Genomic DNA, 25956 nt, shown 5'->3' with positions numbered 1-25956 from the left:
ATGTCCGTCAATGCGAACCCACTCCCAGCGCCCTCTGCTTCGAGTCCGTCGCCGGCATGAAGACATGTTCCGAGCAGCATCGCCCTAACGCGATCTTCGCACCGGGAACCTCCCCTTCTTCGCTCAAAGCATGAAAAAGGGGCGCTCATCGCGCCCCTCGTCTTGCTGCTTATCGTTGAAGCAGCATGCCGCTTCAGCCGAGCTCGGTCACGAGTTCCGGCACGAGCGCGAACAGATCGCCGACGAGACCGTAGTCGGCCACGCTGAAGATCGGTGCTTCCGGATCCTTGTTGATCGCGACGATCACCTTCGAATCCTTCATGCCGGCCAGATGCTGGATCGCACCCGAGATGCCGACCGCGATGTACAGCTGCGGCGCGACGATCTTGCCGGTCTGGCCGACCTGGTAGTCGTTCGGGACGTAGCCTGCATCGACTGCGGCACGTGACGCGCCGAGTGCGGCCTGAAGCTTGTCCGCCAGCGGCTCCAGCACCTTCGTATAGTTCTCGCCGCTACCCAGACCGCGGCCGCCCGACACGATGATGCTTGCCGACGTCAGTTCCGGACGGTCCAGCTTCGTCACCTCACGACTCACGAATTGCGACTTGCCTGCGTCCGCTGCCGCTTCGATCTTCTCGACCGATGCGCTTCCGCCTTCCGCTGCCACCGGGTCGAAACCCGTCGCACGCACCGTGATCACCTTGATCGGGTCGCTCGACTGAACCGTCGCGATCGCGTTGCCCGCGTAGATCGGACGCTCGAACGTGTCGGCCGAGTCCACTGCCGTGATATCCGAGATCTGCGCGACGTCCAGCTTCGCGGCGATACGCGGGGCGATGTTCTTGCCGTAGGCCGTCGCCGGCGCGAGGATGTGCGAGTAGTCCTTCGCGATGTTCAGCGCCGTCGCCTCGACGTTTTCCGCCAGGCCTGCGGCCAGTTGCGGCGCGTCGGCCAGCAGCACCTTCGATACGCCTGCGATCTTCGCTGCCGCATCGGCCGCCGCTTGCGCGTTGTGGCCTGCCACCAGCACGTGGATGTCGCCGCCAATCTTCGCTGCCGCCGCCACCGTGTTCAGCGTCGCGGCCTTGATCGACGCGTTGTCGTGTTCTGCAATCACCAGAATCGTCATTTCTTTCCGCTCCCTCTTACAGCACCTTGGCTTCGGTCTTCAGCTTCTCGACCAGCGTCTTCACGTCCGGCACCTTCACGCCGGCCGCCCGCTTCGGCGGCTCCACCACCTTCAGCGTCTTCAGACGCGGCGCGACGTCCACGCCCAGGTCTTCCGGCTTCACCGTTTCCAGCGGCTTCTTCTTCGCCTTCATGATGTTCGGCAACGTCACGTAGCGCGGCTCGTTCAGGCGAAGGTCGGTGGTCACGACTGCGGGCAGTTGAAGCGACAGCGTTTCCGCGCCGCCGTCGACTTCGCGTGCAACAGTTGCACGGCCGTCGGCGATCGTCACCTTCGACGCGAACGTCGCTTGCGGCAGGCCAGCCAGCGCGGCCAGCATCTGGCCCGTCTGGTTCGAATCGTCGTCGATCGCCTGCTTGCCGAGGATCACCAGTTGCGGCTGTTCCTTGTCGACCAGCGCCTTCAGAATCTTCGCGACGGCCAGCGGCTCGACGCTGTCGTTCGATTCGACCAGGATCGCGCGATCCGCGCCGATCGCGAGCGCCGTGCGCAGCGTTTCCTGCGCTTGCGCGACACCGACCGACACCGCGATCACTTCCGTCGCCACGCCCGCTTCCTTCAGGCGCACGGCTTCTTCCACCGCGATCTCGTCGAACGGATTCATCGACATCTTCACGTTCGCGATGTCCACACCCGTGTTGTCCGACTTCACGCGGACCTTCACGTTGTAATCGACCACTCTTTTCACTGGCACCAGGATTTTCATGCACACGCTCCAAAGTTACGAATACGACCAGAGGCCATTCTATAGCGAGGCCTCATGACTGCGCGGCCAAGCGGACCAATCCATCGCGACTATCAAGGATAGCGCTCCGCTTCGGTGCGCCGGCAATAGCGAACGATCGTTCTATTTTAAAAGAGAAAAAACCCGGACGCAAAGCCCGGGTTTTCGATCATCGACTCTAATCGTCGCCGGGCGCGCCCAGTACTTCGCGTTACCAGGCAGCAATGACCGCGCCGCCGAACTTCTGCTCGATGAACTGCTTCACTTCCGCGGAATGATAGGCAGCGATCAGCTTCGCGACCCACGGCTTGCTGCGATCGGCCTCGCGAATCGCGAGAATGTTCGCGTACGGACCGTTCGGACCCTCGATTGCGATCGCGTCCTGTTTCGGCTTCAGGCCCGCTTCCATCGCGTAATTCGTATTGATTGCCGCCGCATCGACGTCGCCAAGCGAGCGCGGAATCTGTGCCGCATCGAGCTCGACGATTTTCAGCTTGCGCGGATTGTCGACGATATCGAGCGGCGTCGCCTTCAGCCCGGCGTCCGCGCGCAGCTTCAGCAGCCCCTGCTTTTGCAGCAACAGCAGCGCACGGCCGCCGTTGGTCGGGTCGTTCGGCACCGCGATGCGCGCACCCGGCTTCAGCTCGGCCAGCGACTTCACCCGCTTCGAATAGATGCCCATCGGGAACGTAACGGTATCCGCGACCTTGATCAGCTTGTAGCCGCGGTCCTTTACCTGCGCCTGCAGATACGGATCGTGCTGGTAGCTGTTCGCATCGAGATCGCCGGACGCGAGCGCCGCGTTCGGCTGCACGTAGTCGGAGAATTCGACGACGCGGATATCGAGGCCGCTCTTCGCCGCAGCCTTCTTCACCACTTCCATGATCTGCGCGTGCGGGCCGCCCGTCACGCCCACCTTGATGGTTTCCGCCTGCGCGTGCGCGCTCGTGAACAGTACGGCCGCACCGAGTGCAGCCGCGAACTTCAGCATGATGCGTCGTTGCATCGTCTCCCCCAACGGATGATTGTCGCTTTTACTTGTGGCTCAGCCGGCGCACCAGCCAGTCACCGAACGATTGCACGATCTGCACGAACACGATCAGGATCGCGACGACCGTCCACATCACTTCCGGCAGGTAGCGCTGATAGCCGTAGCGGATCCCGAGATCGCCGAGCCCGCCGCCGCCGATCGCACCGGCCATCGCCGAATAGCCGACCAGCGACACGAACGTGATCGTCAGGCCCGCGACGATGCCCGGCAGCGATTCGGGCAGCAGCACCTTGAAGACGATCTGCGACGTCGTCGCGCCCATCGACTGCGCGGCCTCGATCAGCCCACGGTCGACTTCACGCAGCGCGGTTTCGACCAGCCGCGCGACGAACGGCGCGGCCGCGAGCGTCAACGGCACGACCGCCGCGGCCGTGCCGATCGACGAACCCGTGACGAGCCGCGTGAACGGAATGACCGCGACCAGCAGGATGATGAACGGCGTCGAGCGCACCGCGTTCACGATGCCGCCGAGCACGCGGTTCACGCCGAGGTTCTGCAGCACGCCCTGGCGGTCGGTCAGATAGAGCAGCACGCCGAGCGGCAGCCCGACGAGCGCGCCGACCGCCCCCGAGATGCCGACCATGATCAGCGTCTCCCAGAACGACTGCACGAACATATCGAACATCTCACTCAACATACGAAAGCTCCTCTACCACCACACCTTGCTCGCGCAGGAACGCAAGCGCTTCCCCGACCTTGCCCGGCTCGCCGCCCGCGAGCACCGCGAGCGATCCGAACGCCTGCCCCTGGATCTCGTCGATCTGGCCGTGCAGGATGTTGAAATCCAGTTCGTACCGGCGAATCGTCTCCGACAGGATCGGCTGGTCAACGCCCGAGCCGGTGAACGCGAGCCGCAGCAAATGCCCGCTGCCCGTCTTCAGCCGCTCGGCCACACGCGCCTTCAGCGCCGGCGGCAGCTCCTGCGCGATCACGTCGCCGATCAGCGCGCGCGTCACTTCGTGATGCGGCTGCAGGAACACGTCGATCACCCGGCCCTCCTCGACCACGCGACCCGCGTCGAGCACGGCGACGCGATCGCACACCTGCTTGATCACTTCCATCTGGTGCGTGATCAGCACGATCGTCAGGCCGAGCTCGCGGTTGATGCGCTTCAGCAGGTCGAGAATCGAACGGGTGGTTTCGGGATCGAGCGCCGACGTCGCTTCGTCCGACAGCAGCACCTTCGGCTTGCTCGCAAGCGCGCGGGCAATGCCGACGCGCTGTTTCTGGCCGCCGCTGATCTGCGCCGGATATCGATCCTTCTGCGCGGACAGCCCGACAAGGTCGAGCAGCGGCAGCACGGCCGCCTCGATGTCGGCGCGGCTTGCGCCGGCCAGCTCGAGCGGCAGCGCGACGTTCTCGAACACCGTACGCGACGACAACAGGTTGAAGTGCTGGAAGATCATGCCGATTTCGCGGCGCGCTTCGCGCAGCGCACCGGCCGGCAGCACCGTGAGATCGCGCCCGCCGACGACGACGTTGCCTTCCGTCGGCCGCGTGAGCAGGTTGATGGTGCGCACGAGCGTGCTCTTGCCGGCGCCGCTTCGGCCGATGATGCCGAACACCTCGCCCTGCGGGATCGTCAGATTGACGTTGTGCAATGCGTCGACCCAGCCGGTCGGCCCGGGGAAACGCTGCGACAGATTGCGTAATTCGATCATGTAAACAAAACGGCGACCGCCTGGCGAAGAGGCCCGCCAGTCGGCCGCCGATGCATCTGGAGTAACCGACGATTTTACCGCAAACGCCTCATTCCCCTTAATAATCGATTTCGATCTTTTCATAACCACACGAAATTAGAGGGGCGCCGCGAGGCCGTGACGGGAATGCCGCGACTATGATCCGGAAACACCGATGCCAACGAAACAGGGGACACGCCAGATGACCGTCATCACCACGCCGGCCACCGCATCCGCCACCGCTGCGCCGGGCCCGGCGGCGTCGCCCGCGCCGCGAATGGGCCGACTGCGTACCGCGGATGGGCTCGAACTGGCGTCATATCGCTGGCCGGCCGGCGACGGCACCGCGCCGCCGCGCGCGACGATCGCGCTCGTGCACGGCCTCGCCGAGCATGCGGGTCGCTACGCCGCGCTTGCCGCCAGACTGAACGCGGCCGGTATCGAAGTGCTGGCAATCGATCTGCGCGGGCACGGCCAGTCGCCCGGCAAGCGCGCATGGGTCGAGCGCTTCGACGGGTACCTGATCGATGCGGATGCGCTCGTCGCGGAAGCCGCCCGCGACGATACGCCGCTCTTCCTGATGGGGCACAGCATGGGCGGCGCCGTCGCCGCGCTCTATGCGATCGAGCGCGTGCCGGCGCGCGGGTACGCGCTGGCGGGGCTCGTGCTGTCGAGCCCGGCGCTGGCGCCGGGACGCGACGTGCCGCGCTGGATGCTCGCGATGAGCCGCATCATCAGCCGTATCTGGCCGACCTTCCCTGCGATCAGGATCGATGCGGCGCTGCTGTCGCGCGATCCGGCCATCGTCGCGGCCAATCGCGCCGATCCGCTCGTGCACCACGGCGCGGTGCCGGCACGCACCGGCGCGGAAATCCTCGATGCGATGGCACGCATCGAGCGCGGCCGCGGAGCGCTGCGCACCCCGGTGCTCGTCTACCACGGCACCGACGACAAGCTGACCGAGCCGGATGGAAGCCGCGCGTTCGGCGCCCGCGTCGGCTCGACCGATCGCACGCTGACGTTATACGAAGGCGGCTTCCACGAAACGATGAACGATCTCGAGCGCGACCGCGTGATCGACGCGCTGATCGCGTGGATTCACGCGCGCGCGCCGGCCCGTTGAGCACACGCGACCGCCGCTCGCCTCAGATGCCGGCCAGCACGCGCAGATGCGCGACGACGCTGCGCCCGAGCGCCGACAGGTTGTAGCCGCCCTCGAGGCAACTCACGATGCGGCCCTGCGCGTGTCGGCGCGCAACGTCGACGATCTGCGCGGTCAGCCACTCGAAATCGGCCTCGACGAGGCCGAGGTTGCCGATGTCGTCCTCGCGATGCGCGTCGAAGCCCGCCGATACGAACAGCATTTGCGGCTTGAACGCGTCGAGACGCGGCAGCCAGAACATGTCGACCGCTTCGCGGATCGCCATCCCGTTGCTGCGCGCGGGCATCGGCAGGTTGACCATGTTCGGCGCCTGGTGATCGACGCCCGAGAACGGATACAGCGGATGCTGGAAGAAACTGCACATCAGCACGCGCTCGTCGTTCGCGAACGCGGCTTCGGTGCCGTTGCCGTGGTGCACGTCGAAATCGACGATCGCGACGCGCTCGATGCCGTGGACGTCGAGCGCATGCCGCGCGGCGATCGCGACGTTGTTGAAGAAGCAGAAGCCCATCGCGCGCGCGGGTTCCGCGTGATGGCCCGGCGGCCGGACACTGCAGAACGCATTCGCGTAGCGGCCTTCGATCACCGCGTCGGTCGCCGCGATCGCGGCGCCGGCCGCGCGCAACGCGGCACGCCACGTGTCGCGGTTCATCAGCGTGTCCGGATCGATCTCGACGTAGCCGTCGACGGGCGTCATGCTGCGGATGTAATCGATATGGGCCTGCGTATGCACGCGGCCCAGCGCGACCTCGCTCGCGAACGGTGCGGTCTCGTGCACGATCAGATCGTCGATGCGGCTCGCGATCAGTTGATCCTGGATCGCCGACAGTCGCGCCGGACACTCCGGGTGCCATTCCCCCATCTCGTGCAGCATGCAGTCGGGGTGCGTATAGAAGGCGGTTGCCATAAGCTGTCATCTGCGGCGCTTGGCGCGCCGCACGTCTCCATCAATGATGTCCATCGTCTGCCGCGAATTCGCCGCTAACTTACCACAACGGTGCGCTGCCTCGCCCCGGCACGCGGGATGCGTCGGGTATACTGCGCCGAACCCCATCGCCCTGTCCGCCCGCTTCGACATGAATTCCAGCAAGCCTGCCGCCCTACTCTCCGCGCTGTTCCGTGTTCGCGTTCCGCTCGTTGCCGCTGCCGTCGTCGCCACGCTGGCCGCCGCGCCCGCCGTTGCACAGACACAGCCTGCGACGCCCGCCGGCACCCAGGTCGCGCAAGCACAACCGCAGCAGCCTGCACCGCAAGGTCAGACGTTCGAAGAGGAAATCGTCCCGCAGCGTTACGCGAACAACGCGCAGGTCGACGCATTCATCGACGAGCTGGTGAGCCGCGACAGCTTCGATTCCGCGAGCCTGCACGCGCTGTTCTCGCGCATCAGCTACTCGGCAACCGCCGTCAAGCTCGTGCGGCCCGCGCCGACGCCGTCGATCAAGAACTGGCGCGTCTATCGATCGCGCTTCATCGAGCCGATCCGCATCAATGCGGGCGTGAAATTCTGGAAGGCGAACCAGGCGACGTTGCAGCGCGCGTCCGAGGAATTCGGCGTGCCGCCGGAGGTGATCGTCGGGATCATCGGCGTCGAAACGATCTATGGCCGCTACATGGGCAACTTCCGCGTGCTCGACGCACTGACGACGCTCACGTTCGACTATCCGGACACGCCGAATCGCGAGAGCCGCCAGGCGACCTTCCGCAAGAACCTCGAAGACTTCCTCGTCTGGACGCGCGACAACCAGCTCGACCCGACCACCGTGCTCGGCTCGTACACGGGCGCAATCGGCATCCCGCAGTTCCTGCCGAGCAGCATCCGCGAGTATGCGGTCGATTTCGACGGCACGGGCCACGTCGACCTGCGCAGCAGCCCTGCCGATGCGATCGGCAGCGTCGCGAACTACCTGAAGCAGCACGGTTGGGAAACCGATCGTCCGGTGGTCTGGCGCATCACGCCCGACACGGGCAGCCTCGGCATCGCGCAAGCGGCAGCCGACGGCCAGCCCGAGCCGCACTGGGCACTATCGCAACTGTTGCGCGCAGGCATGACGCTCAACGAACCGATGGTCAACATCACCACCGAAGCCGGCACGCCGGTCACCGTGGTCGACCTGCCGTCGCCGGGACGCGCGACCGAATACATGCTCGGCCTCAAGAATTTCTACGTGCTGACGCGCTACAACCGCAGCTTCTTCTATGCCCTCGCGGTATATCAGCTTGGCGAAGCCGTGAAAGCGCAGATGGAAGCGAGCGGCGCGCTCCCGCTGCCCGCGGTGGATACACAGGCGCAATAAGCGCTAAGCGCGACCCGCCCAAATAAAAAGCGCCGCATATGCGGCGCTTTTTATTACGTGCCCGGTGCGTACCGCCTGGGCTCAAGCAGGGAACACGCCGGTCGACAGGTAGCGGTCGCCGCGATCGCAGACGATGAACACGATCGTCGCGTTCTCGGCCTGACGCGCGATACGCATCGCGACTTCACATGCGCCGCCCGACGAAATGCCGGCGAAAATGCCTTCGACGGCGGCGAGCCGCCGCGCCATCGTTTCGGCCGCGGCCTGGCTCACGTTCTCGACGCGATCGACGCGGCTGCGATCGAAAATCGTCGGCATATAGGCTTCCGGCCACTTGCGGATACCGGGAATACGCGAGCCGTCTTCCGGCTGCGCGCCGACGATCTCGATCGCCGAATTCTGCTCCTTCAGATAGCGCGACGTGCCCATGATCGTGCCCGTCGTGCCCATCGCCGACACGAAATGCGTGACACGGCCTTCGGTGTCGCGCCAGATCTCCGGGCCCGTCGTTTCATAGTGCGCGACCGGATTGTCGGGGTTTCCGAACTGATCGAGGATCACGCCCTTGCCTTCGCGCTGCATCTGCTCCGCGAGGTCGCGGGCCAGCTCCATCCCGCCCTTCAACGGCGTAAGGATGATCTCTGCGCCGTAAGCGGCCATGCTCTGGCGGCGCTCGACCGACAGGTCTTCCGGCATGATCAGCACCATCTTGTAGCCGCGGATCGCCGCCGCCATCGCGAGCGCGATACCCGTGTTGCCGCTCGTCGCCTCGATCAGCGTATCGCCCGGCTTGATCCGGCCGCGCGCTTCGGCCTTGCTGATCATCGACAACGCCGGACGATCCTTCACGGAGCCGGCCGGGTTGTTGCCTTCCAGCTTCGCGAGCACCACGTTGTTGCGTGCGCGAATCTCGTCGTCCGCCAAACGGACCAGTTGTACGAGCGGCGTATTGCCGATCGTGTCTTCGATAGTTTTGTAAGCCATGGAGATACCGTGAGTACGAGGCCGATCAATCGATTGATTGTAAACCAGTGCCGCGGCTCGCGCCGGCAACCCCATTGCGACGATGGAATAGACCCGTCGCACGATCCGCGATCGCACACACGCGGCATGCACGCAAAAAGCCCGCGGCACGCCGCGGGAAGCCGTCGCAACGACGGCGACTGAAGGAGCCTTTCGTCTGGTGCGCGTTACTTTTGTGCGGTGCGGGCCGGTGCCGCGGCGGGTTTCGCCGCAGCCGGTTTGCCGATGGCAGGCGCCAGCGCTGCCGAACCCGCAGCACCGATCGTCAAGCCTTCCTGCCGAAGACGCTCGACCGTATGGCCGCCCATGCCTTTCACGCGCGACGCGAGATCTTCTGCATTCCTGAACGGGCCGCGCGCGCTGCGCTCGTCGAGAATCGCCTTGGCCCGCGCAGGACCGATGCCCTTGATGCCCACGAGCGCATCCTCGTTCGCCGTGTTGACGTCGACGGCTGCCCAGGCCGACGCGATCGCGCCGAGCATGGCAACTGCAGCAAACCATTTCCTGATCATGTGCTGGATCTCCGATGAAAACGGCCGGCGGCTGCCGACCGTGAGACCCAGTCTATCGATGCAGCGCTTGCGTTTAAACCTGGCCGGACAGCCAACGTACGTAGCGGTCGACACCTTCCTGCACGGTGAAGAACGGTGCATCGTAGCCGGCCGCGCGCAGTTTCGTCTGATCGGCCTGCGTGAAGCACTGGTACTTGCCACGCAGTGCATCGGGGAACGGCACGTATTCGATCAAGCCCTGCTCGACCTGCTGCGCGAGCGTCAGCGGCGGCAGGTTGTCGAGCGCGCGCAGCGTGTTCACGACCGTCGACGCGATGTCGTTGAACGGTTGCGCACGGCCGGTGCCGAGATTGAAGATGCCCGACTTCTCCGGATGATCGAAGAAGAACAGGTTCACCTTCGCGACGTCCTCGACCGACACGAAGTCGCGCGTCTGCTCGCCCGGCGCATAGCCGTTGTACTCGCCGAACAGCTTGACCTTGCCTTCCGCACGGAACTGGTTGAAGTTGTGGAACGCAACCGACGCCATCCGGCCCTTGTGCGTCTCGCGCTGGCCATACACGTTGAAATAGCGGAACCCGGCGATCTGGCTCTTCGCGCTCGGCAGCACACGACGGATCACCTGGTCGAACAGGAACTTCGAATAGCCGTAGACGTTCAGCGGCGCTTCGACTTCACGCTCCTCGACGAAACGCGTCGAGCCGCCGTAGATCGCGGCCGACGATGCGTACAGGAACTGCGCGCCTTGCGCGAGGCATGCGTCGAGCACCGCGCGGCTGTAGCGGAAGTTGTTGTCCATCATGTAGCGGCCGTCGGTTTCCATCGTGTCCGAACAGGCGCCTTCATGGAACACCGCGCGTACCTTGCCGAAATCGCCGCGCGCGAAGCGCTCGACGAATTCCGTCTTGTCGAGATAGTCGTCGATCTCGCAATCGACGAGGTTGCGGAACTTGTCCGCGCGCGTCAGATTGTCGACCGCGACGATGCGCGTCTCGCCGCGCTCGTTGAGCGCCTTGACGATGTTCGCGCCGATAAAACCGGCTGCGCCGGTAACGATAATGGTCATGACCGTCCTGCCTGAAAAGTACGAGACATCCCGGCGACGCACTGGCGCCGCCGCCGGATGCGCTCAGTGAAACAGTTCGTCGTAGTCGACGGTAGCCGTGCCGAGCTTGCCGACCACGATGCCCGCCGCGCGGTTGGCAAGCACGACGGCATCGACGAGCGGCACGCCTGCACCGAGCATCGTCGCGACCGTCGCGATCACGGTGTCGCCCGCGCCGGATACGTCGTACACCTCGCGCGCAAGCGCCGGCGCATGCAGCTCGCCCGTGTCGGAAAAGAGCGTCATCCCCTCTTCCGAACGCGTGAGCAGCAACGCGTCGAGGTCGAGTTCCTCGCGCAGCTTTGCGACGCGCGCGCGCAAGTCGTCTTCCGATTTCCACTGACCGACGACTTCGCGCAACTCGGCGCGGTTCGGCGTGATCAGCGATGCGCCGCGATAGCGCGCCCAGTCGCCGCCCTTCGGATCGACGAGCACCGCCTTGCCGGCCGCGCGCGCTTTCTCGATCATCGTCGTCACATGTGTCAGACCGCCTTTCGCGTAATCCGACATCAGCACGACGTCATGCTGCGGCAGCAGCGCATCGAAATGCGCGAGCCCGGCAAGCAGCACCTCGTGCGTCGGCATCGCCTCGAAGTCGACGCGCAGCAGTTGCTGCTGGCGTGCGAGCACACGCAGCTTGATCGTCGTCGGCAGCGCGGCATCGCGTTCGAGATGAGGCGTCACGCCGCTGCTGGCGAGCAGCTCGACGATCCGCTCCCCGGGCTCATCGCAGCCCACGACGCACAGCAGCCCGGCCTGAGCGCCGAGCGTGACGGCGTTGCGCGCGACGTTGGCCGCACCGCCGAGCCGCTCTTCCTGCCGCTGCACGTGCACGACCGGCACCGGCGCCTCCGGGGAAATGCGGTCGACGTTGCCGAACCAGTAGCGGTCGAGCATCACGTCACCGACAACGAGCACACGCGAGCGCGCAAGTTGCTCGCGCGGTACCGGCACCACTTCGCGAAGAATGGTCATCGCGGTCATCCACGGGGGAGCGACTGGGGATCGACATGCGGGCGCCCGATCGCGTAGTAATCAATGCCGAGTTCGGCCATCGCATCCGGCTCGTACAGGTTACGCCCGTCGAAGATCACCGGTGCCTTCAATTCTGTTTTCAGGCGCGTGAAATCCGGGCTCCTGAATTCCTTCCACTCGGTGACGATCACGAGCGCGTCCGCTGCCGCCACGGCCGCATCTTGCGTATCGACGAAATGCAGGCGCGCGAGCGCGTCGGGCTTTTCGCCGAGGTCGAGCGCGAACACGCGGCGGGCCTCGTCGATCGCGACCGGGTCATACGCACGGACGGTCGCGCCGCGCCCGACCAATGCGGCGATCAGCCGGCGGCTCGGCGCCTCGCGCATGTCGTCCGTATTCGGCTTGAACGCGAGGCCCCAGACCGCGAATTCGCGGCCGCTCAGATCCGCGCCGAAGCGCTGCTCGATCTTGCCGATCAGCACGTCCTTCTGCGCGGAGTTGGCCGCTTCGACGGCTTCCAGGATGCGCAGCGGCTGGCCGTTCTCGCCGGCCGTGCGGATCAGCGCCTGCACGTCCTTCGGGAAGCACGAGCCGCCGTAACCGATGCCTGCGTACAGGAAGTGATAGCCGATGCGCGGGTCGGAACCGATCCCGCGACGCACGGCTTCGATGTCGGCGCCGACCTTGTCCGCAAGATTCGACATCTCGTTCATGAACGAGATACGCGTTGCCAGCATTGCGTTCGCCGCATATTTCGCGAATTCCGCCGAACGCACATCCATGTAGATCGTGCGCTCGTGATTGCGGTTGAACGGCGCGTACAGCTTCTTCATCTTTTCGCGCGCAATCGTACCCGTCTCGTCGTCATCGACGCCAATGATGATCCGGTCCGGACGCATGAAGTCCTCGACCGCCGCCCCCTCCTTCAGGAACTCCGGATTCGACACGACCGAAAAGCGATGCGCGACGCTGCCCGCGAGCCCGCGTGCGCCGAGTGCCTCGTCGACCACGGCGCGTACGCGTCGCGCGGTGCCGACCGGCACCGTCGACTTGTCGACGATCACCTTGAAGCCCGTCATGTGACGGCCGATGTTGCGCGCGGCCTCGAGCACGTATTGCAGATCGGCCGAGCCGTCCTCGTCGGGCGGCGTGCCGACCGCGATGAACTGGATCTCGCCGTGCGCGACGCTTGCTTCGATGTCGGTCGAGAACCGCAGGCGCCCCGCCGCACGGTTGCGCGCGATGATGTCCTGCAGACCGGGTTCGTGAATCGGCATCCCGCCGTTGTTCAGGATTTCGATCTTGCGCGGATCGACGTCCAGGCAGAAGACGTCGTGGCCGATCTCGGCGAGACAGGAACCCGTAACGAGACCGACATAGCCGGTGCCGATGATGGTGATTTTCATAGATGCTCCGGTACTTCCCGGTAATTGACTAACTTCCCCGCCGGGAGGAACCCGGCGGCAACCGCTGCGCGTCGGCGCCGTAGCCGGAATCAGCCCGGCATCGCAGGCTCGACGCGGCGCGGCGCATAGGTTTCCCAACCGCTGCACCCCGGGCACTGCCAGTAAAAGAGCCGTGCGCGGAAACCGCAATTCTGGCACGTATAGCGTGGCAGATTTTTGGTGCGCTGCCGGATCAGCGTGCGCATCATTTCAAGTTCCTTGCGGCGCGGCTCGTCGGCGGCCGCGATCTGCGCATCGAGCAGATGCAGCATGCCCGACAGGTTCGGCGCCTTCTCCATCTGCGCGCGCGCGAGCATATGCGCCGCTTCCTGGCCGCGCAGCCCTGCGATGTGCTGGTACGCAATATCGAGCAGGTCGTTCGACGGATAACGGTCGACGTAGTCCATCAGCAGTTCGGCACCCTCGACCGGCTTGCCGAGTGCGACGTAGGCCTTCATCAGCTTGTCGGCAACGAGCGGTAGATAAGCCGGATTCTGCTTTTCCACACGCTTCCAGTGCTCGATCGCCGCCGCGGGGTCGCCCGCCGCTTCGGCCGCATCGCCGGACAGGATCGTCGCGCGAACGTTCTGGGAGTTCGCGACGAGCGCGAGCTTCAGTTGCTCGGCCGCGGCCGCCGCGTTCTTGCGCTGCAGCGCGTCCTGCGCAAGTTCGCAATGGAACTGCGCGATTTCGGTGCCGAGCGACTTCTCGCTCATCGACTCGATGCGCTTCGCGGTATCGATCGACTTGTTCCAGTCCTTCTCGATCTCATAGATCGTCAGCAGCGCCCGCTGCGCGCCCAGCGCGTAGTCGCCGTCGGCGAGCCGATGGAACGCCTCCTCGGCGCGATCGAGCAGCCCGGCCTTCAGAAAATCCTGGCCGAGTTCGTACAGCGCGTGATCGCGCTCGTTGACGGGCAGATCGGTGCGGCTCAGCAGGTTCTGGTGCACGCGGATCGCGCGGTCCGTTTCACCGCGGCGGCGAAACAGGTTGCCGAGCGCGAAGTGCAGTTCGACCGTCTCCGGGTCGAGCTTCGCGACCTCGATGAACGCGTCGATCGCCTTGTCGGGTTGTTCGTTCAGCAGAAAATTCAGGCCGCGAAAATACGATCGCGGCAAGTTGGCGCTCTCCGACAGGAGATTCTTCAGGTCATAGCGTGACGCCGCCCAGCCGAGCGCAAACGCCACCGGAATCGCGAGCAACCACCAGAAATCCAGATCCATGCGAAATATCGAAGCAGAGACGAAAACCGCGCGAGCCTCGCGCGGCGTCCGTGTTAAATGACGGGCGGCATCGGCGGCTGGTCGACGACGGCCGGGGTTTCGCGCGCCGCGCGCAGATCGCGCTTCAGGCGCCCGTTCTCGAGACGCAAACGGAAGATCGCAGGCAGCGCGGACAGCAGGCCAGCCACCAGCCCCACGGCGAAGAACGCGAGACCGATCAGGATCAGCGGCGCCTGCCATGTGTAGCCGGCAAGGAAATTCAGCGTCGCGGTTTGCGTATTGGCCAGCGCGAGCACCAGCAGCAGCACGAACACCAATACCCGGATCAGCCAGACGATAAACTTCATGTAGCCCTCTCTTTGTTGAGGTTTGCCGCGGCGCGCGACTCCCCTTCGCGGCGCCGAATCGACCCGTATTGTAAAGGAAGCGTTTCCGCGGCACCGCACATCCTGTGCGCGGGGGCTGCCACGCGGTCGCCGGAAATGAAAAAAGCGCCCGCAAGGGGCGCTTTTTTCTTCAGCCTTCGCCGGATGGGTTCCGGGCACACCGAACGACGCTCAACGCTCGTCGTCCGGATCATCATCAGCTTTCAGCGGCTCACCGGCGCGGCCGTCGACGCGTTCGCGCAACTCCTTGCCAGGCTTGAAGTGCGGCACGAACTTCTCGGGCACCTGCACTTTCTCCCCCGATTTCGGGTTGCGTCCGACGCGCGCCGGGCGACGGTTGAGGCCGAAGCTGCCGAAACCCCGAATTTCAATGCGATGCCCTTTCGCCAGGGCGTCGGACATCGCATCGAGCATCGTTTTCACTGCGAAATCCGCATCCTTGAGGACAAGTTGCGGAAATCGCAATGCCAGCTGCGCGACCAACTCGGATTTGGTCATACTTCAGCAGACCTCGTAAGGCTTACTGGTTCTGGCCGTCGAGCTTCGCCTTCAGCAGCGCGCCGAGGTTGGTCGTACCGGTCGCAGCCGAGCTGGTGTCCGACTGCAGGCCGCGGATCGCTTCCTGTTGTTCAGCCGAATCCTTCGCCTTGATCGACAGGTTGATGCCACGCGACTTGCGATCGATGTTGATCACCATCGCGTTGACCTTGTCGCCTTCCTTCAGCACGTTGCGTGCGTCTTCGACGCGATCCTGCGAGATTTCCGATGCACGCAGGTAGCCTTCGATGTCGCCCGTCAGCGTGATGACCGCGCCCTTCGCATCGACCGACTTCACCACGCCGTCGACGATCGAACCCTTGTCGTTCATTGCAACGTAGTTGCTGAACGGGTCGCCTTCGAGCTGCTTGATGCCGAGCGAAATGCGCTCCTTCTCGACGTCGATACCGAGCACGATTGCTTCGACTTCGTCGCCCTTCTTGTACTTGCGAACAGCTTCTTCGCCGGCTTCGCTCCACGACAGGTCCGACAGGTGAACCAGGCCGTCGATGCCGCCCGGCAGACCGATGAACACGCCGAAGTCGGTGATCGACTTGATTGCGCCCGTGATCTTGTCGCCCTTCTTGAAGTTGCGGCTGAAGTCATCCCACGGATTCGGCTTGCATTGCTTCATGCCGAGGCTGATACGACGGCGGTCTTCGTCGATCTCGAGGACCATGACTTCGACTTCGTCGCCCAGCTGGACAACCTTCGACGGAGCAACGTTCTTGTTGGTCCAGTCCATTTCCGACACGTGGACCAGGCCTTCGATGCCCGATTCCACTTCGACGAATGCGCCGTAGTCGGTGATGTTCGTGACCTTGCCGAACAGGCGCGTGCCCGACGGGTAACGGCGCGAGATGCCTTCCCACGGATCGTCGCCCAGTTGCTTGATGCCCAGCGAGACGCGGTTCTTCTCTTGGTCGAACTTGAGGATCTTCGCGGTGACTTCCTGGCCAACCGACAGGACTTCGCTCGGGTGACGCACACGACGCCATGCGATGTCGGTGATGTGCAGCAGGCCGTCGATGCCGCCGAGGTCGACGAACGCGCCGTAGTCGGTGATGTTCTTGACCACGCCGTTGACGATCGCGCCTTCCTTCAGCGTTTCGAGCAGCTTCGCGCGCTCTTCGCCTTGCGTTGCTTCGATCACTGCACGACGCGACAGCACGACGTTGTTACGCTTGCGATCGAGCTTGATCACGCGGAACTCGAGCGTCTTGCCTTCGTACGGGGTCGTGTCCTTGACCGGACGCGTGTCGACCAGCGAACCCGGCAGGAACGCGCGGATGCCGTTGACCATCACGGTCATGCCGCCCTTCACCTTGCCGGTGATCGTGCCGGTGACGAGTTCGTTGTTGTCGAGGGCCTTTTCCAGCGACAGCCACGATGCAAGGCGCTTCGCCTTGTCGCGCGACAGGATCGTGTCGCCGTAGCCGTTTTCGAGCGCGTCGATTGCGACGGACACGAAATCGCCCGACTGCACCTCAACCTCGCCCTGATCGTTCAGGAATTCCTCGATCGGAATGTAAGCCTCGGACTTCAGGCCTGCATTGACGACCACGAAGTTGTGGTCGACGCGCACGACTTCGGCGGAAATCACTTCGCCGGCGCGCATGTCTTGGCGGGTCAGCGACTCTTCGAACAGAGCCGCAAAGGATTCGGTATTCGGGGTGGAGGTTTGCAGGTCGGACATAAAAATCTGATTGTGCATGGATCGCTGTGCCACGCCGGCCGGAATGGCAGGCTGAAAGGGCCAGATCGAGACCATACGGGGTTAAGGGTTTGAAACACGCTCCACGCTTGCGGCGCGGAGCACCTACCGCTGCCTGCCTTCTCAGGCCGGCTGACCGAGCGCCCGGTACCACTGCAGCACCTGGTCGACGGCTTCATCGACCGAAAGCGCCGACGTATCGAGCAGCTTGGCATCTGCTGCGGGCTTCAGCGGCGCGGCCGCGCGATTGCTGTCGCGCGCGTCACGCTCACGCAGATCCCGGAGCAAGTCATCTATATTAGCAGAAAAACCTTTTTGCATCAATTGCTTATGCCGTCTGGTCGCGCGTGCCTCGGCGCTGGCCGTCAGGAACACCTTCAGCACGGCGTCCGGGAAGATCACGGTGCCCATGTCGCGGCCGTCGGCGACGAGGCCCGGCGTCTTGCGGAACGCGCGCTGGCGCGCGACGAGCGCGGTACGCACCGGCCCGTGCACGGCGATGGCGGACGCGCGGTTGCCCACCGCCTCGGCGCGGATGTCGTTCGACACGTCGACGCCGTCGAGCTGCGCGCAGCCTTCGCGGAACGTGATGTGGAGATCGTCGATCAGTTTTACAAGCGCGTCGATGTCCTCCGCCGCGATGCCGTAGCGCACGCTCGCGAGCGCCGCGAGACGGTACAGCGCGCCGCTGTCGAGCAAGTGGAAGCCCAGATGGGCAGCGACGAGCGCCGCGACGGTGCCCTTGCCGGAAGCAGTCGGGCCGTCGATCGTGATGACGGGAGTCGGGTGAAAGGGTCGGGTCGATTTCATCGGGTCAGTCGGGTCAGGCTTTGGCGAGCGCGGCGAAGCGGTCGAAATAGTCGGGGAACGTCTTGCCGACGCACTTCGGATCGTTGATCCGCACGGGCACACCGCCCAGGCTGACGAGCGAGAAGCACATCGCCATCCGGTGATCGTCGTACGTGTCGATCGCCGCGTTCGGCGTGAGCTGTTGCGGCGGCGTGACGACGAGATAGTCGGCGCCCTCCTCGACGATCGCACCGACCTTGCGCAACTCGGTCGCCATCGCGGCGATGCGGTCGGTCTCCTTCACGCGCCAGCTCGCGATGTTGCGCAGCGTGCTCGTGCCGCTCGCGAACAGCGCCGCGACCGCGATGGTCATCGCCGCGTCGGGAATCAGGTTGAAGTCCATGTCGATCGGCTCGAGCTTGCCGTGGTCGTGGCCGATGCCGCGCACCTCGATCCAGTCGTCGCCCATCGTCACGTTCGCGCCCATCTGCATCAGCGCGTTCGCGAAGCCGACGTCGCCCTGGATGCTCGCGCGCCCCACGCCCTCGACGCGCAGCGGGCCGCCGCCGAGTGCGCCGGCCGCGAGGAAGTACGAGGCCGACGACGCATCGCCCTCGACCATGATCCGGCCCGGCGAACGATAGCGCACGCCGGCCGGCACGATGAAGCGTTGCCAGCCGTCGCGCTCGACGCTCACGCCGAAGCGCTCCATCAGCCGGATCGTGATGTCGATGTACGGTTTCGAGATCAGCTCGCCGTCGACTTCGACGACGGTCTTTCCGTCCTTCGCCTTCACGAGCGGCAGCGTCATCAGCAGCGCGGTGAGGAACTGGCTCGACACGTCGCCGCGCACGCGGATCGGCGCGTCGACCGTGACGGTCGCGGGCTTGATCCGCAGCGGCGGATAGCCTTCGTTCAGTTCGTAGTCGATCTGCGCGCCGATCTGCCGCAGCCCGTCGACGAGATCGCCGATCGGCCGCTCGTGCATGCGCGGCACGCCGTGCACGCGATAGTCGCCGCCGTTGACCGCGAGCGCGGCCGTCAGCGGCCGCACGGCCGTGCCCGCGTTGCCGAGGAACAGATCGGCCGTCTTCGCGGTGAATGCACCGCGCGTGCCGGTGACGACACAGGTGTCGCCTTCGCGATCGAGTTTCACGCCGAGCTTGCCGAGCGCATCGAGCATCACGCGCGTATCGTCGGAATCCAGCAGGTTGGTGATCGTCGTGTCGCCTTCGGCGAGTGCCGCGAGCAGCAGCACGCGGTTCGAGATGCTCTTCGAGCCGGGCAGACGCACGGTGCCCGATGCGCTGGAATACGGGCCGAGATCGAGATAGTCCATGGGAATCGTCCTGTTATTTCTTGACCGGTTCGGCGGCGGGCTGCGCACCGCGCTCCTGCCATGCCTTGCGTGCGGCGCGCGAGCGCGCGAACACGGCTTCGAGCGCCGCGCCGTCGCCGGCGTCGATCGCGTCACGCAGCCGTGCGAGCACGCGCGTATAGCCATCGAGTTCGTCGAGCAGCGCCGCGCGATTCGCGACGCACACGTCGCGCCACATTTCCGGGCTCGACGCCGCGATCCGCGTGAAATCGCGGAAACCGCCGGCCGCGTACGAGAATTTCAGTTCGGCATCCGCCTCGCCGAGAATCTGCTCGACGAGCGCGAACGACAACACGTGCGGCAGATGGCTGATCGACGCAAACACGCGATCGTGCTGCGCCGTGCTCATCATGCGCACATCGGCGCCGGTCGCCCGCCACATCGCGTCGATCCGTGCGACCGCTTCGCGTGCATTCTCCGGCAGCGGACACAGCACGACGTTGCGGCCGACGTACAGATCCGGCAGCGCGGCTTCGACGCCGCTCGACTCGCGCCCGGCGATCGGATGCCCCGGCACGAACTGCGAGATCCGTTCACCGAGCGCTGCGCGCGCGGCCGCGACGACGTCGGACTTGGTGCTGCCCGCATCGGTCACGATCGTCGCGTCGCCGAGCCACGGCGCAATACGCGCGAGCAGCGGGCCCGTTTGCGCGACCGGTGCGGCCAGCAGCACGAGATCCGCGCCGGCCAGCGCGTCGCGCAATTGCGCGTCATCGTCGAGCGCAGCCGCGCGATCGATCACACCGAGCGCCAGCGCGCGTTCGACCGACGCACGCGAGCGGCCGACGCCGACGACTTCGCCCGCGCTGCCCGGCGTGCGCTCGCGCAATGCGCGAGCCAGCGATCCACCGATCAGGCCGACGCCGAAGATGACCAGTTTGTTGAATGCAAAGCCTGACACGACAAGAGCCAAGTGACGCGCGCGGAACGACGCCCCGCGCACGGAAGTCCAGATTCCGGGCAACGGGCCCGCATCCGGCGCGATCTGCGCCGGATGCCGCCCGAACCCGCCTTCGGCAGCGCCGCCCGGCCTGCCTTGCCCGCTTCGCCGCGCCGCCTGCGCGTGGCAGGCGACGGGCCGCTGCGCGTCAGCGCGCGCGCGGATACGAACCGAGTATCTTCAGGAACGCGGCCTTCTGGCCGAGCTCCGCGAGCGCGGCGGCCACGGCCGCCTCGTCCCGGTGCCCTTCGATGTCGATGTAGAAGTAATACTCCCACGTGCCGACGCGCGCGGGACGCGACTCGAAGCGCGTCATCGACACGCCGTGCCGCGCGAGCGGTTCGAGCAGCTTGAATACGGCGCCCGGCTCGTTCTTCACCGAGACGATCAGCGATGTCTGGTCGTGACCGCTCTGCCCCGACGGCTGCTTGCCGATGATCACGAAACGCGTGCGATTGTGCGGATCGTCCTGAATCAGCGAGAACGCGATCTGCAGCCCGTAGTGCGCGGCCGCGCGATCGCCGGCGATCGCCGCGACGCTCGGATCGGCCGCGGCGAGACGCGCGGCCTCGGCGTTGCTCGACACGGCCTGCCGCTCGAGTTGCGGCGCGTTCGCGGCCAGCCACTGCTGGCATTGCGCGAGTGCCTGCGCATGCGCGCAGACGCGCGTCACGCCGTCGAGCGTGCCGTTCTGCGTGAGCAGGTTGTGATGAATCGGCAACGCGAGCTCGCCGCTGATCAGCAACTGCGTCTGCAGCAGCAGGTCGAGCGTGCGCGACACGGCGCCTTCGGTCGAATTTTCGACCGGTGCGACGCCGAATGCGGACGCACCCGCCTCGACCGAGCGGAACACCTCGTCGACCGACGGGCACGGCAGCCCCTCGATCGACTGGCCGAAATACTCGAACATCGCCTGTTCGGTGTACGTGCCGACCGGCCCGAGGAACGCGACGTGGATCGTCTGTTCGAGCGCGCGGCTCGCGGCCATGATCTCGCGCCAGATGGCGCTGATGTGGTCGCTCGCGAGCGGGCCCGCGCTCATGTCCTGCAGGCGCGCGATCACCTGCAGCTCGCGCTCCGGCCGGAACACCGGCGCGTTGTAATGCTTCTTGACCTCGCCCACCTCGAGCGCCACCGCGGCGCGCTGGTTCAGGAGCGCGATCAGCTGCGCGTCGATCGCGTCGATGCGGTCGCGCAGCGGTTTCAGGCGGGAATTCAGTTCGTCGTCCATGCGTTTTGCCGTGCAGTTTGAACAGTGTCGCGCTCAGGCGCCGCGCTGCTCGAAGTCCTTCATGTACTCGACGAGCGCTTTCACGCCCTCGAGCGGCACCGCGTTGTAGATCGACGCCCGCATGCCGCCGACGGACTTGTGGCCCTTCAGCTGCAGCAGCCCGCGCGCCTTTGCGCCGGCAAGGAAGTCTTCATTGCGCGTTTCGTCGGCCAGGAAAAAGGGCACGTTCATCCGCGAACGCACCGCCGGCTCGACCTTGTTCAGATAGAAGCTGCTCGCATCGATCGTGTCGTAGAGCAGCTTCGCCTTCTCGATATTGCGTGCCTCCATCGCCTCGAGGCCACCCTGCCGCTTCAACCACTGGAACACGAGGCCCGCGATATAGATCGCATAGGTGGGCGGCGTGTTGTACAGCGAGTTGTTCGCGGCGACGGTCTTCCATTCGAATGCGGACGGGCAGATCGGCTGCGCGCGATCGAGCAGATCCTCGCGCACGATCAGCACCGTCACGCCGGCCATCCCGATGTTCTTCTGCGCGCCGCCGAACAGCACGCCGTATTTCGCGACGTCCATCGGGCGCGACAGGATGTGCGACGACACATCCGCGACGAGCGGCACGTCGCCGAGATCCGGAATCTCGAACGTCTCGACGCCGTCGATCGTTTCGTTCGTACACAGATGCACGTAGGCCGGATCGTCCGACAGCTGCCACTCGGCGCGGCCCGGCGCGCGCGTGAACCCGTCGGCCGTCTTGCCCGACGCGGCCAGATGCGGCGTGCCGTATTTCTTCGCCTCGCTGAACGACTTCTGCGACCACGAGCCCGTCACGACGAAGTCGGCCGTCTTGCGCGAGCCGAGCAGATTCATCGGCACGATCGCGTTCTCGGCAATGCCGCCGCCCTGCAGGAACAGGATCCGGTGGCTCGCCGGCACGCCGAGCAGCTCGCGCAGGTCGGCCAGCGCCGCCTCGTGGATCGACATGAATTCCTTGCCGCGATGGCTCATCTCCATCACGCTCATGCCGCTGCCATGCCAGTCGAGCATTTCGTCGGCAGCCTGCCGCAGCACTTCCTCGGGCAGCGCCGCAGGGCCGGCGGAGAAATTAAAGACGCGCATCGTGAAAACCTCGGGAGGGACGCGACCGGCGGCTTGCCGCCGCGTGTCAGTTGCAATTGGGCCGCGCCAGAAAAGGAATGGCCGCTTGCGCTCGCGCGCAAACGGCCATTATCGCACTGTCATCAGGCTCCCGCCAAACCCGGCCGAACGGCCGGGCGCGTGCCCGGACGGCTTACTTGCCCGGCTTGACTGCCGCGACTTCCTTGTCAGCCTGTGCGCGCGTTGCCTGGATCGCTTGCGGCATGTACTTCTGCATCAGGCCGTTGACCACGTCGCGGCCAACCTGATCCTGAACCTGGATGAACTTGCGGCCCGTCGGGCTCTTGTAGAACGTCGTCAGATCCTTGATCTCCGACGTGCTGTAGTACTTCGCGTATGCGTCGTACTGAGCCGACATCGCGTCGCTCTGGAACTGCTGCGTACCGAACACCTTGCCCGCGCCGTCAACCAGCTTCGGCACCGCGTTCTTCTGCAGCGTCGGCACGGCAGCCTGCTTCTGCTTGTCGTTCAGCGTCTTGTTTTCCGACAGCGCGTCCGACAGGATCGCCGGAACGAGTTGCTTTGCCTGCATTTCGGCGCTGTTGCCGATAGCCGACACGAGCTTCGGCGCGTCGATCGCGTCGAGCAGATCCTTGATCGCCGCCTTCTTGTCGGCGTCGATCGGCGCAGCTGCTGCGGTTGCAGCCGGCGCGGAATTCGACAGCGCTTGCGCCATCGCGAACGTCGGCACCAGTGCAGCCAGCAGAACCAGTTGCTTGAATTGCTTTTGCATCATCACTCCCTCTTGGAAATATGAATGGTTGCTCGCCGACCGCGGCGTCTTACGCCTGCGGCGGCTCGAGTCTCATCCGTTCTCAGGCTTCGCCGTCCGACGCCTCGTCGGCCTCGCCATCGCCCTCTTCGGCTTCCGCGATCTGCTGCAGGCCGGAGAGCTTGGTACCCTCATCGAGACTGATGAGTGTAACACCTTGCGTGGCGCGCCCCATCTCGCGAACCTCGGACACACGGGTACGAATCAATACGCCCGCGGTCGTGATCAGCATGATCTGATCCTCGGCGTCGACGAGCGTCGCGGCGACGACCTTGCCGTTGCGCTCGGACGTCTGGATCGCGATCATCCCCTTCGTGCCGCGGCCATGACGCGTGTACTCGGTAATCGACGTGCGCTTGCCGTAGCCGTTCTCGGTGGCGGTGAGCACGGTCTGCTCTTCGCTGCCGGCGACCAGCAGCGCGATGACCTGCTGCCCGTCCTCGAGCTGCATGCCGCGTACGCCGCGCGCTTCGCGGCCCATCGGGCGCACGTCGTTCTCGTCGAAGCGCACGGCCTTGCCGGCGTCGGAGAACAGCATCACGTCGTGCGCGCCGTCGGTGATCGAGGCGCCGATCAGGTAGTCGCCCTCGTCGAGGCCGACCGCGATGATGCCTTTCTTCATCGGGCGGCTGAATGCTTCGAGCGGCGTCTTCTTCACGGTGCCGAGCGACGTCGCCATGAAGATGAACTTGTCGGCCGAGAATTCCTTGACCGGCAGCACGACGTTGATCTTCTCGCCTTCCTGCAGCGGGAACATGTTGACGATCGGGCGGCCGCGCGAGTTGCGCGAGCCCTGCGGCACTTCATAGACCTTGACCCAGTACACGCGACCGCGGTTCGAGAAGCACAGGATGTAGTCGTGCGTGTTCGCGATGAACAGCGTCTCGATCCAGTCGTCTTCCTTCATCTGCGTCGCCTGCTTGCCGCGACCGCCGCGCTTCTGCGCGCGATACTCGGACAGCGGCTGCGACTTCACGTAACCGGCGTGCGACATGGTGACGACCATGTCCTGCGGCGTGATCAGGTCTTCCGTATTCAGTTCGGTTGCGTTCAGCTCGATCTTCGAGCGGCGCGCGTCGCCGAATTCGGCCTTCACCGACGTCAGCTCTTCGCCGATCATCGTCGTGATCCGCTCGGGGCGCGCGAGGATGTCCAGCAGGTCGGCGATCTGCGCCATCACTTCGCGGTACTCGCCGATGATCTTGTCCTGCTCGAGACCGGTCAGGCGTTGCAGACGCATCTGCAGGATTTCCTGCGCCTGCGTGTCGGACAGGCGATACAGCCCGTCGGTCTGCATCCCGAATGCCGGGTTCAGGCCTTCCGGACGATACGCGGAGCGGCCGCCTGCCGCGGCGTTGTCCGTCTCGGCACGCGTGAGCATCTCGCGCACGAGCGACGAATCCCACGGCTTCGCCATCAACTCCTGCTTCGCGATCGGCGGCGTCGGCGCGGCCTTGATGATCGCGATGAATTCGTCGATGTTCGCGAGCGCGACCGCGAGACCTTCGAGCACGTGGCCGCGTTCGCGGGCCTTGCGCAGTTCGTAGATCGTGCGGCGCGTCAGCACTTCGCGTCGATGCGACAGGAAGCACTGCAGGATTTCCTTCAGGTTCAGCAGCTTCGGCTGGCCGTCGACGAGCGCGACCATGTTCATGCCGAACGTGTCCTGCAGCTGCGTCGCCTTGTACAGGTTGTTCAGCACCACTTCAGGCACTTCGCCGCGCTTCAGCTCGATCACGACGCGCATGCCGCTCTTGTCCGACTCGTCGCGGATGTCGGAAATGCCTTCGAGCTTCTTCTCGTTGACGAGTTCGGCGATACGCTCGAGCAGCGAGCGCTTGTTGACCTGGTACGGCAGCTCGTCGACGATGATCGCCATCCGCTGGCCGCGGTCGATCTCCTCGAAGTGCGTGGCCGCGCGCATCACGACGCGGCCGCGCCCGGTGCGGTAGCCGTCGCGCACGCCGGCGACGCCATAGATGATGCCGGCCGTCGGGAAGTCCGGTGCCGGAATGATCTCGATCAGCTCGTCGATCGTCGCCTCGGGGTTGCCCAGCAGATGCTGGCACGCATCGACGACTTCGTTCAGGTTGTGCGGCGGGATGTTGGTCGCCATGCCGACCGCGATGCCCGACGAGCCGTTGATCAGCAGATTCGGAATGCGCGACGGCAGAACCGACGGCTGCATCTCGTTGCCGTCGTAGTTCGGCTCGAAGTCGACCGTTTCCTTGTCGATGTCGGCCAGCAGCTCGTGACCGATCTTCGCCATGCGAATTTCGGTGTAACGCATCGCCGCGGCATTGTCGCCGTCGATCGAGCCGAAGTTGCCCTGCCCGTCGATCAGCATGTAGCGCAGCGAGAAGTCCTGCGCCATCCGCACGATCGTGTCGTACACCGCGGTATCGCCGTGAGGGTGGTACTTACCGATCACGTCACCGACGATACGCGCCGATTTCTTGTACGCGCGGTTCCAGTCGTTGTTCAGTTCGTGCATCGCGAACAGTACGCGCCGGTGCACGGGCTTCAGGCCATCGCGGACATCCGGAAGGGCACGTCCGACGATCACGCTCATCGCGTAATCGAGATACGAACGGCGCATTTCCTCCTCTAGGGAGGTGGGCAGGGTCTCTTTGGCGAATTGATCCATGTATCCGTATCGTTTCGGAGCGAAG

The 25956-nt window shown here is 65.0% G+C and carries 24 protein-coding genes; 2 read left to right on the top strand and 22 right to left on the bottom strand.

Annotated features, from left to right (window positions below):
* Positions 1-193 precede the first annotated feature (193 nt).
* From DCN14_RS19680 to DCN14_RS19660, 5 genes are all read right to left on the bottom strand, one after another.
* A complete protein-coding gene (locus DCN14_RS19680; protein WP_115531426.1) occupies positions 194-1129 on the bottom strand; it encodes an electron transfer flavoprotein subunit alpha/FixB family protein in 936 nt (311 codons plus the stop codon).
* Positions 1130-1145: 16 nt separating this feature from the next.
* Entirely contained in the window at positions 1146-1895 is a 750-nt protein-coding gene (locus DCN14_RS19675) for an electron transfer flavoprotein subunit beta/FixA family protein (RefSeq protein WP_115531425.1), read from the bottom strand.
* A gap of 229 nt (positions 1896-2124) precedes the next feature.
* Complete coding sequence (locus DCN14_RS19670) at positions 2125-2919, bottom strand: MetQ/NlpA family ABC transporter substrate-binding protein (protein ID WP_096503764.1); 795 nt, start codon at positions 2917-2919, stop codon at positions 2125-2127.
* Positions 2920-2947: 28 nt separating this feature from the next.
* The gene (locus DCN14_RS19665) at positions 2948-3601 is read right to left on the bottom strand and encodes a methionine ABC transporter permease (RefSeq protein WP_044844825.1); all 654 of its coding nucleotides are present in this window, start codon (positions 3599-3601) and stop codon (positions 2948-2950) included.
* Positions 3591-4625: a methionine ABC transporter ATP-binding protein gene (locus tag DCN14_RS19660; protein ID WP_096503762.1), complete on the bottom strand. Its 1035-nt coding sequence runs from the start codon at positions 4623-4625 to the stop codon at positions 3591-3593. The genes DCN14_RS19665 and DCN14_RS19660 overlap by 11 nt, the downstream gene beginning before the upstream one ends.
* Before the next feature lie 220 nt (positions 4626-4845).
* Here DCN14_RS19660 and DCN14_RS19655 point away from each other — a divergent pair, with 220 nt between their 5' ends.
* Positions 4846-5766, top strand: a complete 921-nt coding sequence (locus tag DCN14_RS19655; protein WP_096503760.1) for an alpha/beta hydrolase — start codon at positions 4846-4848, stop codon at positions 5764-5766.
* A gap of 22 nt (positions 5767-5788) precedes the next feature.
* Here DCN14_RS19655 and DCN14_RS19650 read toward each other — a convergent pair whose 3' ends face one another.
* Positions 5789-6712 carry a histone deacetylase family protein gene (locus DCN14_RS19650; protein ID WP_096503758.1) on the bottom strand — a complete coding sequence of 308 codons (924 nt, stop codon included), beginning with the start codon at positions 6710-6712 and terminating at the stop codon, positions 5789-5791.
* 43 nt (positions 6713-6755) lie between these two features.
* Between DCN14_RS19650 and mltB the strand changes: the two genes are divergently transcribed.
* Positions 6756-8099, top strand: coding sequence for a lytic murein transglycosylase B (gene mltB, locus DCN14_RS19645; RefSeq protein ID WP_162826226.1), 1344 nt, complete (start codon positions 6756-6758; stop codon positions 8097-8099).
* 81 nt (positions 8100-8180) lie between these two features.
* On the opposite strand, the gene cysM is transcribed toward mltB, so the two are convergent.
* The 16 genes from cysM to gyrA form a co-directional block, all read right to left on the bottom strand.
* Positions 8181-9083, bottom strand: a complete 903-nt coding sequence (gene cysM / locus DCN14_RS19640) for a cysteine synthase CysM (protein WP_096503756.1) — start codon at positions 9081-9083, stop codon at positions 8181-8183.
* A gap of 206 nt (positions 9084-9289) precedes the next feature.
* The gene (locus tag DCN14_RS19635; protein ID WP_096503754.1) at positions 9290-9634 is read right to left on the bottom strand and encodes a helix-hairpin-helix domain-containing protein; all 345 of its coding nucleotides are present in this window, start codon (positions 9632-9634) and stop codon (positions 9290-9292) included.
* A gap of 73 nt (positions 9635-9707) precedes the next feature.
* A complete protein-coding gene (rfaD, locus tag DCN14_RS19630) occupies positions 9708-10700 on the bottom strand; it encodes an ADP-glyceromanno-heptose 6-epimerase (protein ID WP_096503752.1) in 993 nt (330 codons plus the stop codon).
* A 63-nt stretch (positions 10701-10763) separates the two neighbouring features.
* On the bottom strand, positions 10764-11714 hold the full coding sequence (gene rfaE1 / locus DCN14_RS19625; protein ID WP_096503782.1) for a D-glycero-beta-D-manno-heptose-7-phosphate kinase: 951 nt from the start codon (positions 11712-11714) through the stop codon (positions 10764-10766).
* Between the two features lie 5 nt (positions 11715-11719).
* Positions 11720-13120, bottom strand: coding sequence for a UDP-glucose/GDP-mannose dehydrogenase family protein (locus DCN14_RS19620; protein ID WP_096503750.1), 1401 nt, complete (start codon positions 13118-13120; stop codon positions 11720-11722).
* 89 nt (positions 13121-13209) lie between these two features.
* Positions 13210-14382, bottom strand: coding sequence for a lipopolysaccharide assembly protein LapB (lapB, locus tag DCN14_RS19615; protein WP_096503748.1), 1173 nt, complete (start codon positions 14380-14382; stop codon positions 13210-13212).
* A gap of 53 nt (positions 14383-14435) precedes the next feature.
* Positions 14436-14729 (bottom strand): LapA family protein, encoded by a 294-nt coding sequence (locus DCN14_RS19610; RefSeq protein ID WP_096503746.1) that lies wholly within the window; start codon positions 14727-14729, stop codon positions 14436-14438.
* A 210-nt stretch (positions 14730-14939) separates the two neighbouring features.
* Positions 14940-15266: an integration host factor subunit beta gene (locus DCN14_RS19605; RefSeq protein ID WP_096503744.1), complete on the bottom strand. Its 327-nt coding sequence runs from the start codon at positions 15264-15266 to the stop codon at positions 14940-14942.
* Positions 15267-15288: 22 nt separating this feature from the next.
* A complete protein-coding gene (rpsA, locus tag DCN14_RS19600; RefSeq protein ID WP_311768334.1) occupies positions 15289-17019 on the bottom strand; it encodes a 30S ribosomal protein S1 in 1731 nt (576 codons plus the stop codon).
* A gap of 123 nt (positions 17020-17142) precedes the next feature.
* The gene (gene cmk, locus DCN14_RS19595; protein WP_006476573.1) at positions 17143-17829 is read right to left on the bottom strand and encodes a (d)CMP kinase; all 687 of its coding nucleotides are present in this window, start codon (positions 17827-17829) and stop codon (positions 17143-17145) included.
* Between the two features lie 13 nt (positions 17830-17842).
* Positions 17843-19147 (bottom strand): 3-phosphoshikimate 1-carboxyvinyltransferase, encoded by a 1305-nt coding sequence (gene aroA / locus DCN14_RS19590; protein ID WP_096503742.1) that lies wholly within the window; start codon positions 19145-19147, stop codon positions 17843-17845.
* 13 nt (positions 19148-19160) lie between these two features.
* Positions 19161-20087 carry a prephenate dehydrogenase/arogenate dehydrogenase family protein gene (locus tag DCN14_RS19585; protein WP_096503740.1) on the bottom strand — a complete coding sequence of 309 codons (927 nt, stop codon included), beginning with the start codon at positions 20085-20087 and terminating at the stop codon, positions 19161-19163.
* A 187-nt stretch (positions 20088-20274) separates the two neighbouring features.
* Positions 20275-21357, bottom strand: coding sequence for a prephenate dehydratase (pheA, locus tag DCN14_RS19580; protein WP_096503738.1), 1083 nt, complete (start codon positions 21355-21357; stop codon positions 20275-20277).
* 33 nt (positions 21358-21390) lie between these two features.
* Positions 21391-22473, bottom strand: coding sequence for a 3-phosphoserine/phosphohydroxythreonine transaminase (serC, locus tag DCN14_RS19575; protein WP_096503736.1), 1083 nt, complete (start codon positions 22471-22473; stop codon positions 21391-21393).
* A gap of 172 nt (positions 22474-22645) precedes the next feature.
* Positions 22646-23245, bottom strand: coding sequence for a DUF2059 domain-containing protein (locus DCN14_RS19570; protein WP_059448245.1), 600 nt, complete (start codon positions 23243-23245; stop codon positions 22646-22648).
* 82 nt (positions 23246-23327) lie between these two features.
* Positions 23328-25931 carry a DNA gyrase subunit A gene (gene gyrA, locus DCN14_RS19565; protein WP_096503734.1) on the bottom strand — a complete coding sequence of 868 codons (2604 nt, stop codon included), beginning with the start codon at positions 25929-25931 and terminating at the stop codon, positions 23328-23330.
* Positions 25932-25956: the final 25 nt, after the last annotated feature.

The sequence above is a fragment of the Burkholderia sp. IDO3 genome (assembly GCF_003366075.1).
Classification (GTDB): domain Bacteria; phylum Pseudomonadota; class Gammaproteobacteria; order Burkholderiales; family Burkholderiaceae; genus Burkholderia; species Burkholderia anthina.
The sequence above is the reverse complement of the archived record's forward strand: the minus strand, read 5'-3'. Positions and strand labels throughout refer to the sequence as shown.